The organism is Streptomyces sp. NPDC059454 (assembly GCF_042749965.1).
In the GTDB taxonomy this organism is placed as follows: Bacteria; Actinomycetota; Actinomycetes; order Streptomycetales; family Streptomycetaceae; genus Streptomyces.
The window spans coordinates 17086-32775 of sequence record NZ_JBHYVC010000054.1 but is presented as its reverse complement, the minus strand read 5'-3'; the positions used below and the strand labels follow the sequence as shown (position 1 = coordinate 32775).

The 15690-nt window shown below is 73.3% G+C and carries 10 protein-coding genes; 6 read left to right on the top strand and 4 right to left on the bottom strand.

Going from position 1 to position 15690, the window contains the following annotated elements:
• Window positions 1-33: 33 nt before the first annotated feature.
• Window positions 34-879: a putative hydro-lyase gene (locus tag ACFXAE_RS28060; protein ID WP_384719755.1), complete on the bottom strand. Its 846-nt coding sequence runs from the start codon at window positions 877-879 to the stop codon at window positions 34-36.
• Complete coding sequence (locus ACFXAE_RS28055; RefSeq protein ID WP_384719753.1) at window positions 876-2195, bottom strand: MFS transporter; 1320 nt, start codon at window positions 2193-2195, stop codon at window positions 876-878. The genes ACFXAE_RS28060 and ACFXAE_RS28055 overlap by 4 nt, the downstream gene beginning before the upstream one ends.
• Window positions 2196-2329: 134 nt before the next feature.
• Between ACFXAE_RS28055 and ACFXAE_RS28050 the strand changes: the two genes are divergently transcribed.
• From ACFXAE_RS28050 to ACFXAE_RS28035, 4 genes are all read left to right on the top strand, one after another.
• Window positions 2330-3046, top strand: coding sequence for a GntR family transcriptional regulator (locus tag ACFXAE_RS28050; protein ID WP_384719751.1), 717 nt, complete (start codon window positions 2330-2332; stop codon window positions 3044-3046).
• 69 nt (window positions 3047-3115) lie between these two features.
• Window positions 3116-4642: a hypothetical protein gene (locus ACFXAE_RS28045; protein WP_384719749.1), complete on the top strand. Its 1527-nt coding sequence runs from the start codon at window positions 3116-3118 to the stop codon at window positions 4640-4642.
• A gap of 49 nt (window positions 4643-4691) precedes the next feature.
• On the top strand, window positions 4692-5573 hold the full coding sequence (locus ACFXAE_RS28040; RefSeq protein ID WP_073933846.1) for a hypothetical protein: 882 nt from the start codon (window positions 4692-4694) through the stop codon (window positions 5571-5573).
• Between the two features lie 33 nt (window positions 5574-5606).
• Complete coding sequence (locus ACFXAE_RS28035) at window positions 5607-10259, top strand: hypothetical protein (RefSeq protein ID WP_384719747.1); 4653 nt, start codon at window positions 5607-5609, stop codon at window positions 10257-10259.
• A 23-nt stretch (window positions 10260-10282) separates the two neighbouring features.
• Here the strand turns inward: ACFXAE_RS28035 and ACFXAE_RS28030 are convergent, their stop codons facing one another.
• On the bottom strand, window positions 10283-11080 hold the full coding sequence (locus ACFXAE_RS28030) for an IclR family transcriptional regulator (protein WP_384719745.1): 798 nt from the start codon (window positions 11078-11080) through the stop codon (window positions 10283-10285).
• A gap of 146 nt (window positions 11081-11226) precedes the next feature.
• The gene (locus tag ACFXAE_RS28025; protein ID WP_384719743.1) at window positions 11227-11844 is read right to left on the bottom strand and encodes a hypothetical protein; all 618 of its coding nucleotides are present in this window, start codon (window positions 11842-11844) and stop codon (window positions 11227-11229) included.
• A 417-nt stretch (window positions 11845-12261) separates the two neighbouring features.
• On the opposite strand from ACFXAE_RS28025, the gene ACFXAE_RS28020 reads away from it, so the two are divergent.
• On the top strand, window positions 12262-15258 hold the full coding sequence (locus tag ACFXAE_RS28020; protein WP_384719741.1) for a nitrate- and nitrite sensing domain-containing protein: 2997 nt from the start codon (window positions 12262-12264) through the stop codon (window positions 15256-15258).
• Window positions 15255-15689, top strand: a complete 435-nt coding sequence (locus ACFXAE_RS28015; protein ID WP_217129918.1) for a roadblock/LC7 domain-containing protein — start codon at window positions 15255-15257, stop codon at window positions 15687-15689. The genes ACFXAE_RS28020 and ACFXAE_RS28015 overlap by 4 nt, the downstream gene beginning before the upstream one ends.
• Window position 15690: the final 1 nt, after the last annotated feature.

The following is a 15690-nucleotide window of genomic DNA, read 5'->3' as shown; positions in this document are numbered from 1 at the left end:
TTCGTTTCTCCTGTTTCGTGCCGCACAGGCCGGTCAGGCCACGCGGAACTGCTCGTCGCGGGCGTCGCTGAGGAACATCTGTCCCGGTGCGTGCGTGAGGGCGAACGGCGGGCGGGAGGCCATGACCGCGGCCTGCGGGGTCACCCCGCAGGCCCAGAACACCGGGATGTCGTCCGGCTCGAGGTCCACCGGGTCACCGAAGTCCGGGCGGCCGAGGTCGTCGATGCCCAGCCCGGAGGGGGTGCCGCAGTGCACGGGCCCGCCGTGCACCGCCGGCAGCAGACTGCTCTCCCGGATCGCCGCGGAGAGGTGCTCCGGCGGCACCGGCCGCATGGACACCACCATCGGCCCGCGCAGCCGCCCCGCCGGACGGCACTGCCAACTCGTCACGTACATGGGAACGTTGCGGCCCTGCTCGACGTGCCGGACCGGGACGCCCGCCGCCGTCAGCGCCCACTCGAAGGTGAAGCTGCAGCCGATCAGGAACGACACCAGATCACCGCGCCAGTGCGCCCGCACGTCCGTCGGCTCGTCCACCAGCTCGCCGTGCTCCCACACGCGGTAGCGCGGCAGATCGGTGCGCAGGTCCGCGTCCGGGGCGAGGACGGTGGTCGTGGACCCGGCGTCGGTGACGTCCAGGACCGGACAGGGCTTGGGGTTGCGCTGGCAGAACAGCAGCATGTCGTACGCCCAGTCGGCGGGCACCGAGATCAGATTGGCCTGCGTGTACCCCGCGGCCACGCCGGCCGTGGGGCCCGCCAGCCCCTCCCGGAAACGGGCGCGCGCCGTTCGCGGGCTCCACGCGGGCGCCTGCCCGTCGACCAGCGCCACAGGGCGGTCGTCCACGACGGTCGGCGTACGGTCGTCGGTGTGGTTCACTCCAGTTCCTTCCCGCGCGTCTCCGGCAGCCCCAGCAGCGCCAGCGCCGCGATGCCGTAACCGATCGCGCCGAAGACCAGCGCCCCGCCCACGCCCCAGCTGTCGGCCAGGAAGCCGACCGTCGTGGGGAAGACGGCGCCCACGGCGCGTCCGGTGTTGTACGTGAAGCCCTGCCCCGTACCGCGCACCGCCGTCGGGTACAGCTCGCTCAGGTAGGAGCCGAAGCCGCTGAAGATCGCCGACATGCAGAACCCGAGCGGGAAACCGAGCACGAGGACCACGGTGTCGGCGCCGCTCGGGATGTTGGCGTACGCCAGGATGCAGATCGCGGACAGCAGCGCGAACAGCCAGATGTTGCGCCGCCGGCCCAGCCGGTCGGTGAGGTGGCCGCCGGTCAGATAGCCGATGAAGGCACCCGAGATCAGGAACGTCAGATAGCCGCCGGTGCCGACGACCGACAGGTCGCGCTCCGTCTTCAGATAGGTCGGCACCCAGGTGGCGAGGGTGTAGTAGCCGCCCTGGACGCCGGTGGAGAGCAGCACGGCGAAGAGCGTGGTGCGCAGCAGGCCCGGTGATCCCGCCCGGCCGGGCCGGAAGATCACCGCGAACGAGCCCTTCTGCGCGCTCCTCTCCCGCGCGGCGGCCGCCTCGGGCGCGTCCCGCACACTGCGCCGCACCCACACCACGAGCAGCGCCGGCAGCGCGCCGGTCCAGAACATCACGCGCCAGGCCAGGTCGTCGTCGGCCAGCGAGAAGATCATCGTGTACACGATCACGGCCAGCGCCCAGCCCACGGCCCAGGAGCTCTGGACCGCGCCGAGGGTGCGACCGCGGTGCCGGGCGCTCGCGTACTCGGCGACCAGGATCGCGCCGACCGCCCACTCACCGCCGAAGCCGAGGCCCTGCAGCGCGCGGAACACCAGCAGCGTCTCGTAGTTGGGCGCGAAGCCGCAGGCCACGGTGAACACCGCGTACGTGATCACGGTCAGCAGCAGCGCCTTGACCCGGCCGACGCGGTCCGCCAGTACGCCGGCGAGGGCGCCGCCGACCGCGGAGACCACCAGGGTGACGGTCGTCAGCAGGCCGGTCTGGCCGCTGTTCAGACCGAAGTACGCCGACAGCGCGACCATCGTCAGTGGCAGCGTGAAGTAGTCGTACGAGTCCAGGGCGTAGCCGCCGAACGCGCCGCCGAAGGCGCGTCGGCCGCGCGGTCCCAGTGCCCGCAGCCAGCCGAACGCCCCGTCGTCAAAGGCTTGTTCTGGCGGTGCGGGGCGTGGGGTGTCGGTCAGGGCCCGCGGTGGTGGGGTCGTGCTCATGGGCACCTCGCAGAGGGAGGACGAAGGGTGCGGGAAGGAGTGAGCCGTGCCACTGCCGAGCAAGGTAGAGGATCGTTGAACGATCCTTCAATACCCGTGTTGTCTCGTCCTTTCATGTGCGATTGAATTCCGGCATGGCAGAGCAGTTGAGCGGACTGGCCGACGACCGTGCCCTGCTGGGTCGTACCAGCACCGCCGAGCGGGTCGCGGACATCCTCAGGAGCCGTATCGCCGAGGGCTACTTCCCGCCGGGAACGCGGCTGTCGGAGGACAGCATCGGCGGCGCGCTCGGCGTCTCCCGCAACACGCTGCGCGAGGCGTTCCGGCTGCTCACGCACGAACGGCTGCTCGTCCACGAGCTGAACCGGGGCGTGTTCGTCCGGGTGCTGACCGTCGAGGACGTCGAGGACATCTACCGCACCCGCCGGCTCGTCGAGTGTGCCGTCGTACGCGGGCTCGGCGACCCGCCCTACGCGCTCGACGCGCTCGCCGAGGTGGTGGAACAGGGGCGCGCGGCGGCGCGCGAAGGTGACTGGAAAGGTGTGGGCACGGCCAATATCCACTTCCATCGGGAACTGGTGGCGCTCGCCGCCAGCGAGCGCACGGACGAGCTGATGCGCAGCGTCTTCGCCGAACTGCGGCTCGCCTTCCACGTCGTGGACGAGCCGCAGCGGCTGCACGAACCGTATATCGCCCGTAATGTCGGTATTCTTCAGGCTCTTCAGGACGGGGACCGCGACAAGGCCGAGACGCTGCTGGCGGCTTACCTCGAGGTCTCGCTGGAACGGGTCGTCGAGGTGTACCGGCGGCGCGTCGGCGAGGACGGCCAGGACGGCCGGCCGGCGGTGTGACGACCGTCGCGCCGGGGCACAACACGGTCGTTTGGGTCGTTGTCAGACCGAGGACCTAGTCTGTTCACCGTGACCTCGCCATCATCGACGGACAGCGTTCCGCCCCAGCTCAGCGCGGGGCCGCGGCCCGCGCCGGGCCCGGCCGCCGACGAAGGGCTGGCGCGACGGCTGCGCGCGCTCGCGTGCACCGCGCCGCTGCACGACCTCGACGCGCGCAAGGCCAACCTCGCCGGTGAGTACTCGGTGTACGGCATGGCGGAGATCGCTCTCGCGGCCATCGACCTCGTCACCCTGAACATGGACTTCGACACGGGCGCGGACCACGACCAGATAGTCGCCCGGATCGTCCCGCGCATCGCCGCCCAGGCCCCGCGCCGCTCCGCCGCCGAGCACGAGCGGGTGGCCCGGTGGGTCCTGGAGAACCTGATCAACGTCGGCAGCGTCGACCGCGGCTTCCGCGCGGTGTACGGCGTGTTCGGCGCGGACGGCACCTACGTGCGCCGCGACTACGACTTCAAGCTGATCGAGGAGGTCCCCGGTCCCGGCGGCACCGTGTACCTGCGGACCACCGACGAGGCGGTCAACGTCCTGGTCGGAGCCCTGGACACCGACGTCACCAGCGCGCAGATCGCCGCCGAGGTCAAGCTGGAGGTGCTGATCAGCCGGGGCAGGCTCGCCGACGCCCAGCTCGCCGCCGAGCAGGCCCGCTACCGGACCGTGCAGTACTCCGAGACCCTGCGCCGGGCCCTGGACGCCACCCGCCGCAACGTCCGCGCGGTGGACTGGCTGGGCGCCGTGCCCGACATGATCGCCGAGGCCCTCGACCACGTGGCGGACCGCTACCGCCACGAGAACGCGATCCTCACCAACATCCGCAAGGCCCGGGACGAGTCCGAGGACCCCGAGCACAAGCGCCGGGCGGCCGAGCTGGTGGACATCGTCAAGGACTGCATCCGGCGCCACACACAGCTGCAGTCCCGGCTGCTGGAGGCCGGACCGCTGTTCCGCGCCGAACAGGACCGGCAGGCCTTCGCCACCCCCACGTCGGCCTCGGGCACCGACCTCTACGGCCACCTCCTCGCGCCCCTGCTGCCGCTGCCCGTGGAGCGGGCGGCCCGGGTCACCGACGCCTTCTTCGCCCATGGCACCGGACTGCGCACCCCGGTCTCCGTCCGGGTCGCCGATCTCGTCGAGATCCTGCTGACACCGCCCGTGGAGCGGGAACACCTCGGCGCCGAGATGCCCGAGCCCGACCTGATCGCCACGCCCGACGACAGCCGCTTCAGCGAGGAGCAGCTGGCGGCCGCCACGGAGCTGCTGGACCTGCCGGCCGACGCACCGCGCCGGCTGTCCGGACTGCTCGCCGACGCCCGCCGCCAGGACCCCGAACTGCCCTACCTGGTCGCCCTGCTGGCCATCCACGCCGCCAGCCCTCCGGTCGGCACCGCCTACCGCCAGGGCGAGCGGAAGCTGCTGTTCGCCGTGGACGACGGAACCGACCTCGACGACCCCGAGTTCGGCGGCGCCGACCTCATCGTCGGCACGGCCCTGCTGGACGCGGCGGGGATGGCCGCGGACCGGACGGAGGCGGCATGACGGAGGAAACAGTCCGCACCGAGGTGTCCCAGAGCAAGGAGTCCCGACCGTGACCGAGCACGTCGAGTGGAGTGAGCCGGAGGCCGTGGCCGCACCGGCGAGTGCCGCCGTCACACCCGCCGACGCCGCCGACGCCGCGCGGCTCGTCGCCTTCGGCCTCCAGCCCAAACTCCAGCCCGCCCGGGACCAGGAGTACGCCGACCTGCTGCGCCGCTACCGCGAGGACCCGCCGTTCGCACGGCTCGCCGACGCCGTGGCCACCGGCCTCGGACTGATCGTGCTGGAGGTGTCCCCGCGCGCGGGCATGGCCGTCACCGCCGCCGAGGACTCCGTCTTCGCCGTCCGCATGGGCGACTACGCGCGCCGTACCTCCGCCGACGGCAGCGACCGGTTCCTGCACGGGCTCGCCCACCTCGCCGTCGCCGCCATGGCCTTCCCGCGCCCCGAGGACCTCGCCGACGACGGCTACATCGGGCGCGTCACGGTCAACGGCGTCGACGCCTTCGTCCGCCAGGCCTGCCACCGGCTGGAGGAGCGGGCCGCCGAACAGGGCGAGAACACCGACCCGGCCAGCGACGCCCCCGGCCTGGAGGCCGCGTGGCGGATCTGGGCCAGGCGCAGCTCGACCGGCGCCACCAAGGACGCACGCCGGCTCGCGGGATCGACCACCGGCATCGTCGCCAAGGCCGTCGGCTTCCTCACCGACTCCGGCTTCCTGCAGCGCACCGGCGACGACAACGGCGGCACGTACCGCACCACGGCCCGCTACCAGCTCCAGGTCCGTGACATGGCGGGCGGCGCCGCCATGGCCGAACTGCTGGAGCTGGGGGTCGTCCCCGTCACCGACGGTACGCCCACCCTGCTGCCGCCCGAGGACGGCGACGACCTGGAGCTGGTCGCCGACGCCGGCCTGCCGTTCCACTCCGCCTGACCCCCACTTCACGAAGCCTCACGAGAGTCCGCCATGTACGAGCTGTCCCGGGTCCGCCTCTACTCCATCGGGCCGGCCGGTGCGCGCTACGCCGACACCGTGCTCGACCTGCGCGGTGTCGGCGCGGCCGTGCCGGACCCCGCCCCGACGCAGGCGGAGTTCTTCGAGGAGGAGCCCGTCGGCCCGCCGCGCCGGCCCGCCCCCGCCGGGGTGCTCTTCCTGGAGAACGGCGGCGGCAAGTCGGTCCTGCTGAAGCTGATCTTCTCCGTGATGCTCCCGGGCCACCGCAACACCCTCGGCGGCGCCAGCTCCGGCGTGCTGCGCAAGTTCCTGCTCGCCGACGACTGCGGCCATGTGGCGCTGGAGTGGCAGCACGTGCAGACCGGCGAGTGCGTCGTCGTCGGCAAGGTCAGCGAGTGGCGGGGCCGCCAGGTCTCGGGTGACCCGAGGAAGTTCGCCGAGGCCTGGTACTCCTTCCGGCCCGGCCCCGGTCTCGGCCTGGACAACCTCCCCGTCGCCGAGTCCACGGCCGTACGGCCTTCCGTCGAGGGCCAGTCGGGCGCGCGGGGACGGCGCCGCACCATGAAGGGCTTCCGGGACGCCCTCACGGAGGCCGGCAAGAACTACCCGCATCTGGAGGTGCACTGGGAGGAGATCCACGAGCGCTGGACCGAACACCTCGGCGACCTGGGACTCGACCCCGAACTCTTCCGCTACCAGCGGGAGATGAACGCCGACGAGGGTGAGGCCGCCGGCCTCTTCGCGGTCAAGAAGGACTCCGACTTCACCGACCTGCTGCTGCGTGCCGTCACCGACACCCGGGACACCGACGGACTCGCCGACCTGGTCGGCGGCTTCGGCAACAAGCTGGGCCGGCGCGCCGAACTGATCGCCGAACGCGACTTCACCGCCGGGTCCGTCGACCTGCTCGGCCGGATCGTCGAGGCGACCGGGACCCGCACCCGCGCGAGAGAGATCCACACCGCCGCCGAGCGCCGCACCCGTACCCTGGCCCGCCGGCTCTCCGCGCGCGGCGCCCAGGAACGCGTCCGCGCGGCCGACCTGGCCGGGCGGGTCACCGCCGCCGCGTACGCCGTCACCCATGCCGAGTCGGCACGCGAGCACAGCGCGCTGATCTCCGCCGAACTCGCCTACCGGCACGCCTCCCTGGCGCTCGCCGCCGCCGAGAAGTCCGCCGCCGCCCAGAAACGCGAACTCGCCGACGCACGCACCCTGTACTCCGCCTGGCAGGCCGCCGAGGCCGTACTGCGCCACCGCGCCGCCGCCGACCGCGTCGCCCGCGTCTCCGTCGCGATCCAGGAGGCCGAGCGGGACGCGGCCCCCGCGCTGGCCGCGCGCGCCAAGGCCGCCGTCGACCTGGTACGCGCCCTGCACGCGGCCGCGCAGAACGCCGAGAACCTCGCCAACGAGGAGGAGGCGCGGTCCGCCGCCCTCCAGGAGGTCAGCGACGGCGCCTACCGCGACTCCACCGCCGCCGCCACCGAGGCGCAGCGGGCCCGCAGCGAGGTCGGGCACCTGAGGCAGCGGCTCACCGAGGTCGAGCAGGAGACCGCAGAGGCCGTGCGGGCGGGCTGGCTCGACGACAGTGCCCCGGACGCCGACCCCGCCAGGGCGGCCCTCGCGGCCAGCGACGCCGAGAAGACGGCGGTCGCCGCCTGGGACACCGCCCGCGAGGCGGCCCGCCGGGCCACCGAGCACGCGCGGGAGGCGGCCGCCGCCGAGAGCCGCGCGGAACTCACCGCGGCCCGCGCGGCGGACGCGGCCACGGCGGCCGAGCGCGCCCACGAGGGCGACCGCCGCACGGCCGAGGCCCTCGCCGCCGAACAACGGCTGACGGAACTGCTGAGCCTGCCGGGAGCTGCCGGCCGGCGGCGGGCCGGTGTGCCGGGACAGCGCACGGACACGGACCGCGCCACGGGCGGTTCCGAGGCCGGGCCTTCCTCCGGCGAAGGTGCCCTGACCGCCGAGGAACTCGACCGCTTCGCCGACGAGCTGCGCGAACTGCTCGACGACGCCGTCTCCTCCGCCGAACGGCAGCTGTTCGACCTGCGCACCGCCGCCGCGGACGACGCCCGCATCCTCGGCGCCCTCGGTGACGGCGGGCTGTTGCCGCCCGGCCCGGACGTGCTGGCTACGGTCGAGTTCCTCGGCGAGCACGGCATCCCGGCACTCCCGGGGTGGCGCTACCTCGCCCAGGCCGTCGACCCGGCCGACCACGCGCGCGTGCTGGCCGCCCGCCCCGAGCTGGTCGACGGCGTCATCATCACCGACCCGGACTCCCACCACCGTGCCCGTGAGGCACTGGGCGACGCCGCCCTGCTGCCCCGGTCCGCCGTCGCCGTCGGTACCGCCGCCGCCCTGCTCGCCCCCACTCCCGCACCGGACACGGACACCGGGGACGTCTTCCTCGTACCGCCGAACCCGGCCATGCACGACGAGCACGCCGCCGACGAGGAACGGCAGACGCTGCGCGCGCGGGCGACCGAGCGGGACGAGGAGATCCGCGCGCTCGCCGCCCGGCTCGGCAAGGACCGGGAGCTGGCCGCGCGACTCGCCTCCTGGCGCACCGGCTGCCCCGCCGGGCGGCTCACGGAGCTGGCCGGCACGGTCCACGAGGCGCGGGCGTTCGCCGAGGAGTCCGAGGCCGAGCTGGCCGAGGCGCGCACCGTGCGGGCGGAGGCCGAGGAGGCCGCCGCCGAGGCCGTCGGCGTCCGTGACGAGCGGCAGGAAGCCGCGCAGAAGGCCCGGCGCGCGGCCGACGCCCTCGCCGGACTCGCCTTCCGGCTGCGCGAACGGGCCGGCTGGCAGGTCAAGCTGCGCGAACTCGCCGACGACGCGACCGAGGCGGAGGCCCGCGCCCAGACCTGCCTGGAACGGGCGCGCGCCGCCGACGAGGACCGGCGCGGCGCCCAGCGAGCCGCCGACGACGCCCGGCGCACCGCACGCGCGCTGCGCGCCGAGCGCTCCGAGATCGCGGGTGCCCCCGACGACGTGCCCGAGGACGGCACCGGAGCACCGCAGGCGTCCCTGCCCGCACTGCGCGAGGCCTACCGCGCCGCGTCCCAGGTGTACGAGAAAGTCGGCGTCGGCGCCGATCTGCGCGCCGAACAGGCCCGCGCGGAGAGCGACGAGAGCGCGGCCCGAGCCGAACTGGACCGGCTCAGCAACAAGGTCCGTACCCGCGCCGAGCAGTTGCTCCAGTCGCCCGACGGCTCCGACGGCCCCAGCCGGCAGGCCGCCGCCGCCCGTGCCGAGGAGCTGGTGCAGCTCCTGGAGACCCGCATGTCCAGTGCGAGCGAGCAGCTCGGACGGCTGCGCGGCGAGGCCGAACGGCTCGCGCCCGGGGACGGCGAGGCGCACACCGGACTCCCCGAGGAACTGGTGCCGCGCGACGCCGAGCACGCACAGGCCCTCCTGCGCACCGCCACCACCGAACTCGCCTCCCGCAACGAGGCCCTGAGCCAGGCACGGGAGGCCCACGCCGAACTGCTCGACGCGCACCGCGCCGCCGAGGACGCGGCCGGCGGCTTCGACGAGATCGCCGCCATGCTCCGCGACCTGCTGCGCGAACACGCCCCCGAGGAGGAACAGGAACAGCCCGAGCCCTACCCGGGCGGCCTGGACGAGGCCCGGCAGTCCGCCGCCGAGTCCCGCCGCTCGCTGCGCGGCTGCGCCGCCGATCTGTCCGCCGCCGAGTCCGCCGTGCGCGAGGCGAGCGACATCCTCGTCCGGCACGCCAACTCCACGCGCTACGAGCAGGTCCGCACGCCCGCGCGCCAGCAGATCCGCGAACTGCCCGCCTCCGCGCTGCCCGAGCACGCCCAGAAGTGGGCGGACGCCTTCGCGCCCCGGCTGCGGGTCCTCACCGACGAGCTGGAGCAGCTGGAGCGCAACCGTGACTCGATTGTGGACCGGCTGCGGGGCCTGGTCGAGTCCGCCCTCGCCACCCTCCGCTCCGCCCAGCGGCTGTCCCGGCTGCCGGAAGGCCTCGGTGAGTGGTCCGGACAGGAGTTCCTGCGTATCCGCTTCGAGGAACCCGACCAGGCCACCCTCACCGAGCGGCTCGGCGAGGTCGTCGACGAGGCCACCCGGGCGGCCGTCAGGAAGAACTCCGACCTGCGGCGCGACGGCATGTCCCTGCTGTTGCGCGGGGTCGCCGCCGCCCTCCAGCCGAAGGGCGTCGCCGTCGAGATCCTCAAGCCCGACGCGGTACTGCGCGCCGAACGCGTACCCGTCGGTCAGATGGGTGACGTGTTCTCCGGCGGCCAGCTGCTCACCGCGGCCATCGCCCTGTACTGCACGATGGCCGCGCTGCGCTCCAATGACCGCGGCCGGGACAAGCACCGCCACGCCGGCACGCTGTTCCTGGACAACCCCATCGGCCGCGCCAACGCCACCTACCTCCTGGAGCTCCAGCGCGCGGTCGCCGACGCGCTCGGCGTCCAGCTCCTGTACACCACCGGTCTGTTCGACACGACGGCGCTCGCGGAGTTCCCGCTGGTCATCCGGCTGCGGAACGACGCCGACCTGCGGGCCGGCCTGAAGTACATCAGTGTGGAGGAACACCTCAGGCCGGGACTTCCCCAGCAGGACCCGGCCGAGGAGGCGCACAGCGAGATCACGGCGACCCGCATGTTCAAGCGGTCTGCGATGGTGAGTGGCTGATCAGGCGTCACCCCGGACGTGGCTCAGAAGCCGTAGCCCATGCGCCGGGACAGCTCGGCCGCCGCTGTCGCCGTCCGGCTGCCCAGCTCGGGCAGCCGGTCCGCACGCAGCCGGTACACCGGCCCCGAGACACTGATCGCCGCGATCACCGTGCCGTCGTGCGAGCGGACCGGCGCCGCGACGGCCGCGAGCCCCAGCTCCAGCTCCTCGAGCGTGGCGGCGTACCCGTGCTCGATCACCGTCTCCAGCTCACCGCGCAGCTCCGAAGCAGTGGTGAGCGTCCGCTCCGTGAACCGGCGCAGCGGGCGCGTGAGGTGGCTCTCACGAACGGCGGGCGGCAGGTGGGCCAGGAACACCTTGCCACCGGCGGTGGCGTGCAGCGGGGTGCGCCTGCCGAGCCAGTTCTGCGCGGTGACCGACGCCGTGCCCCGGGCCTGCATGATGTTGACGGCGGCGTCGTCGTCCAGCACTGCTATGTTCACCGTCTCGCCCAGCTCGTCGGCGAGCTCCCGGCACACCGGGACGCCCTCCTGCGAGATGTCCAGCCGCACGGCGGCCGCCCCCGCGAGGCGCAGCACACCGGCACCCAGGTGGTACTTGCCGCGATCCTTCGCCTGGGTCACAAGACCGCGGTTCTCCAGGACGCCGAGCAGCCGGAAGGCCGTGGACTTGTGCACGCCCAGTTCGCCGGCGATCTCCGTGACACCCGCCTCGCCGTGCCGCGCCAGGATCTCCAGCACGCTCACCGCACGGTCCACCGACTGCACGGCACTCGTGGTGCCCCTCCCGTTCCCCTCAAGATGTTTCCGCTCGCCGGTCATGGCTCGGCTCTCACCATCTGTCGGCCCGGTGCGGGCCGATGCCGGCCGTCCTCGCTGCGACGGTCACCCGCCCGGGAACTGTTGCGCGCAGTGCCTGCAGACGCGGCATCAGCCTACCGAGAGCCCGTGTTCCGGTGGGGGTGCCGTCAGGAGTGCGACAGCTGCCCGGCTCCGCCCCGCCGGCGTATTCGCGCCTGCGCCCGCTGGGCGCCCCGCTGCTGACGGCGGGTGCGGCGCCGCTCGCGCCGCAGGGCCCGCGCGGTGCTGCTGGGCACGGACACCACGCCATTGCGCTGATTCCAGACCTGGCGGGTCACCCAGACGTCCAGGACTCCCCAGGTCGCCAGGATCGTACTGACGACACTGCTGATGACCATGGGGAATGCCAGCCAGGACCCGGCCAGCGTGCACAGGAAGGCCACCATGGCCTGAATCAGCGTCACCGCGATGATGAGCACCGCCCGCACGGCCGCCGTCCGTACCGGGTCCGGCAACCGGCGCCGCCGGGCCGGCTCCTCGACCCACAGTGGCTGGTGCGGGCCCTTCCGGCTGGAGCCGCCGGGCTCGCCGGTGCTCCCTCTGGCCTCCCGCGCCACAGCGCTGTCACGACCCCCACGTGCCGCTCCGCGCGCGGCGCCGCGTTCGCCGACAGCCGCGCGCCCGGACGCGGCTGCACCGGGTCCGGGCACCCCGGCCTCCGACCGCGTCGTCACCTGCGCCGCCGCGCCCTCTTCGGGCGCCTCGCGCCGCTCCGCCGTGCCCATCAACGTGTCACTCCCCACCGCCAGCAGACCGCTCACTCGTGTCCGAAGACCCGGTTCTCCAGTGGCTGCCCGGCTTGCGCTGTTCTACGCCGCCCAGGTGCGGGACACGGCTCTTGTGGCCGATTCCGCCCCCATTTCCCACAGAGAAGGACGAACGGCACGTCGCGAAGATTCCCATTGGAAAAGAAATCGGCCAACCCTCCTCGCGTGTCCGGGAGATCGGCCCGAGCATCGCACCCCCGATTCCGGGAGGCAATCTCCCGCAATGCCCGGACAACTCGCCATCTCCCGCCCTCGGCGCGGAACTACAGCTTCCGGACGGCTCTTCGAGTTCACCTCGGCGCGGTAGTAGGCTCGCGCCGTTTGTTGACGCACATGTGTACCCCCGTTCGGTCGGGGGCCGAGCTGGGGGAGGCCATGCGCTTTCGCGGGAAGTCCGTCCGCCGGAAGATCGTGGCGCTGCTTCTCGTGCCGCTGTTGTCCCTGACGACGATCTGGGCCTTCACCACGGTGCTCACGGGCCGCGAGGCAAGCCATCTGTTCGACGTGTCGTCGGTGATGGAGGAGGTCGGCTACCCCGTCGAGGACGCCGTCCGCGTCCTCCAGCAGGAGCGCCGACAGACCCTCGTCCATCTCGCCGACCCCCGCGCCGCCGAAGGGCTCGCCGCACTTCGGCGCAGTCGCGCCGCCACCGACGAGGCCATCGACAGCGTCCGCAGGAGTGCGGCGAACGCCGACGTGCGCGAGGCCATGCACGGGGACTCCGGAGAGCTGAGCGCGGTGCTGGACTCCTTCGAGGGCGTCGAGTCCCTGCGCCGCAGCGTCGAGGACGGCGCCGTCAACCGCTCCCAGGCCCTCGACCTCTACAACCGGCTGGTCGACCCGTGTTACGTCCTGCTGGCCAATCTGCACGTGGTCGACGACGTCGGGCTTGACAAGCAGTACCGCGCCCTTGTCAGTCTCGCCCGTGCGCGGGAACTGCTCTCCCGCGAGGACGCCCTGCTCGGTTCCGCCCTGATCGTCGGCGAACTGTCCCGTGCCGAAGTGCGGCAGATCTCCGACCTCGTGGCCCAGCGCACACTGATGTACGACGCCGGCCTGCCGCAACTGCCCGCGTCCGAGCGCGACCGCTACGAGGCCTTCTGGAAGAACGCCGCGTCCGCCCCGCTGCGCGTGGGCGAGGAGGCGGTCGTCTCCTCCGGCAGCGGGGAGCCCCGCGGGATCACGGCCAAGAGCTGGGACATCGCCGCCGGCAACGTGCTCTCCGAACTCGGCACCCTCAACGACCAGGCCGCCGACCGCTACCAGGACCGCGTCCGCCCCGTCGCCGTGGGCGTCATCACCCAGGCCGTCGTCGCCGGTGTCCTCGGACTGATCGCCCTCCTGGTCTCCCTCATCCTCTCCGTACGGGTGGGCCGCGGACTCATCCGGGATCTCCGGCAGCTGCGCCTGGAGGCCCACGAGGCGTCCGGCGTACGGCTGCCCAGCGTGATGCGCCGCCTCTCGGCGGGCGAACAGGTCGACGTCGAGACCGAGGTCCCGCGTCTGGAGTACGACAAGAACGAGATGGGAGAGGTCGGCCAGGCCCTCAACACCCTTCAGCGCGCCGCCGTGGAGGCCGCCGTCAAACAGGCCGAACTGCGCGCCGGTGTCTCCGAGGTGTTCGTCAACCTCGCCCGCCGCAGCCAGGTCCTGCTGCACAAGCAGCTCACCCTGCTGGACACCATGGAACGCCGGACCGAGGACACCGAGGAACTCGCCGACCTGTTCCGGCTGGACCACCTCACCACCCGCATGCGCCGGCACGCCGAGGGCCTGGTGATCCTCTCCGGCGCCGCGCCCTCCCGGCAGTGGCGCAAGCCCGTCCAGCTCATGGACGTCGTACGCGCCTCCGTCGCCGAGGTCGAGGACTACGAACGCATCGAGGTCCGTCGGCTGCCCAGAGTCGCCGTCACCGGTCCGGCCGTCGCCGACCTCACCCACCTCGTGGCCGAACTGCTGGAGAACGCCACGGTGTTCTCCCCGCCGCACACCGCCGTCCAGGTCCTCGGGGAGCGCGTGGCCAATGGTTTCACCCTGGAGATCCACGACCGCGGACTCGGCATGGCGGCCGACGCTCTCCTGGACGCCAACCTCAGACTCGCCGAGACCCCCGAGTTCGAGCTCTCCGACACCGACCGGCTCGGACTGTTCGTGGTCAGCCGCCTCGCCCAGCGCCAGAACGTCCGGGTCTCCTTGCAGCCCTCCCCGTACGGCGGTACCACAGCGGTCGTCTTCATCCCCGACGCACTGCTGGCGGACGACGTCCCGGACACCAACGGCGTCGGCTTCCGCCTCGACCGACCCCGGCGCTCCACGGACCGCGAACCGGAGGAGACCCGCCGCGCCGCGCTCTCCCAGGTGCCCGTACGGCTGCCCCGGCTCCCCGCCTCGCTGCTGGACGGACCGGTCGAACTGGAAGCCCCCGTCGACCTGGACGCACTCGACGGCCTCCCCGGCGCCCTGGACGACGAGGACAACCGACGCGGCGGCCTCTTCCGCGCCCGCCGCTCCCTCACCGGCACCCAGGAGGAGCGGCCCGGCCGCGAACACCATCAGCAGACCCCCGGCACGCCCGAGGGCGCGGACCCGGGCGGGGACGACCGGAGCGCCCCGGTCCCGCTGGCCCGCAGGGGAGCACCCAAGCTGGTCAGCTCGCACGGGCGCCCGGTCCGCGACGCGCGCACCCGCGCGGAGCGCACGGACGAGGAGGGCACGCCCGCCGCGTCCACCCGGCCCGAGCCGGAAGCAGCGTCTCCGCCGCCCGCCCGCCGGGGTGAGGACTCCCCGGGACGCCGGGGCCCCGCCCGCCCGGGGGTGGAGGCACTGTCCCCGCTCCCGGCACGCCGCCGCACCGAACGGCTCTCCTCCGACGCCGAGCACGAACAGCCGGACGCGGAGTCACTGCCTCCGCTGCCCGCCCGCCGACGGGGCCCAGACCCCTCCCGCCCCAGGACCGGAACCGGAACCGGGGACCAGAGCGGGACTCCGGCGCCCTCCGGCCCCGTGCGCGACGACCGGCCGGAGTCCCCTGCCGGTCTTCCCCAGCGCACCCGCCGCCCCGCCATCGCGGCGAGCGGCCCCGACGACTCCTCGCCGTCGGCAGGCGGCACGGGCACCGACGCCGCACAACCCGGTGGCGGATCGCTGCCCCGGCGCGTACGGCAGGCCAGCCTCGCCCCGCAGCTCAAGCGCAGTACCGAACCGCGGAACGAGGACAGGGCCCGGCCCGTTGAACGGGATGCCGACGAAGTCCGCAGCCGTATGGCCTCGCTCCAGCGAGGCTGGCAGCGCGGACGCGAGGAGAACGCCGCCGGCGACGAAGCCGACAGCGGCACAGCACCACGACGAACGACAGAGGGGGACGGTCGATGACCGCACCGAGGGCCACCGGCCACACCACGACCGACAAGGGGGAGCTGAACTGGCTCCTCGACGACCTGGTGGACCGCGTCGCCAGCATCCGCAAGGCGATCGTGCTCTCCGGCGACGGCCTGCCCACGGGCGCGTCGAAGGACCTCACCCGGGAGGACAGCGAGCATCTGGCCGCCGTCGCCTCCGGCTTCCACAGCCTCGCCAAGGGCGTGGGCCGCCACTTCGAGGCCGGCGACGTCCGCCAGACCGTCGTCGAACTCGACGAGGCGTTCCTCTTCGTCACCGCCGCCGGTGACGGCAGCTGCCTTGCCGTCCTCGCGGACGCCGACTCGGACGTCGGACAGGTCGCCTACGAGATGACGCTTCTCGTGAAGCGGGTCGGTGTGCATCTGGGCGCCGCACCGCGCACCGATCTGCCCTCGGGCGGGTAGT

What these genes read in the sequence shown, in the direction of transcription:
- ACFXAE_RS28035 (WP_384719747.1), top strand. Translation starts at nt 5,607, where the DNA reads ATGTACGAGCTGTCCCGGGTCCGCCTCTACTCCATCGGGCCGGCCGGT.
- ACFXAE_RS28025 (WP_384719743.1), bottom strand. Translation starts at nt 11,844, where the DNA reads ATGGGCACGGCGGAGCGGCGCGAGGCGCCCGAAGAGGGCGCGGCGGCG.
- ACFXAE_RS28020 (WP_384719741.1), top strand. Translation starts at nt 12,262, where the DNA reads ATGCGCTTTCGCGGGAAGTCCGTCCGCCGGAAGATCGTGGCGCTGCTT.
- ACFXAE_RS28050 (WP_384719751.1), top strand. Translation starts at nt 2,330, where the DNA reads ATGGCAGAGCAGTTGAGCGGACTGGCCGACGACCGTGCCCTGCTGGGT.
- ACFXAE_RS28015 (WP_217129918.1), top strand. Translation starts at nt 15,255, where the DNA reads ATGACCGCACCGAGGGCCACCGGCCACACCACGACCGACAAGGGGGAG.
- ACFXAE_RS28055 (WP_384719753.1), bottom strand. Translation starts at nt 2,195, where the DNA reads ATGAGCACGACCCCACCACCGCGGGCCCTGACCGACACCCCACGCCCC.
- ACFXAE_RS28030 (WP_384719745.1), bottom strand. Translation starts at nt 11,080, where the DNA reads ATGACCGGCGAGCGGAAACATCTTGAGGGGAACGGGAGGGGCACCACG.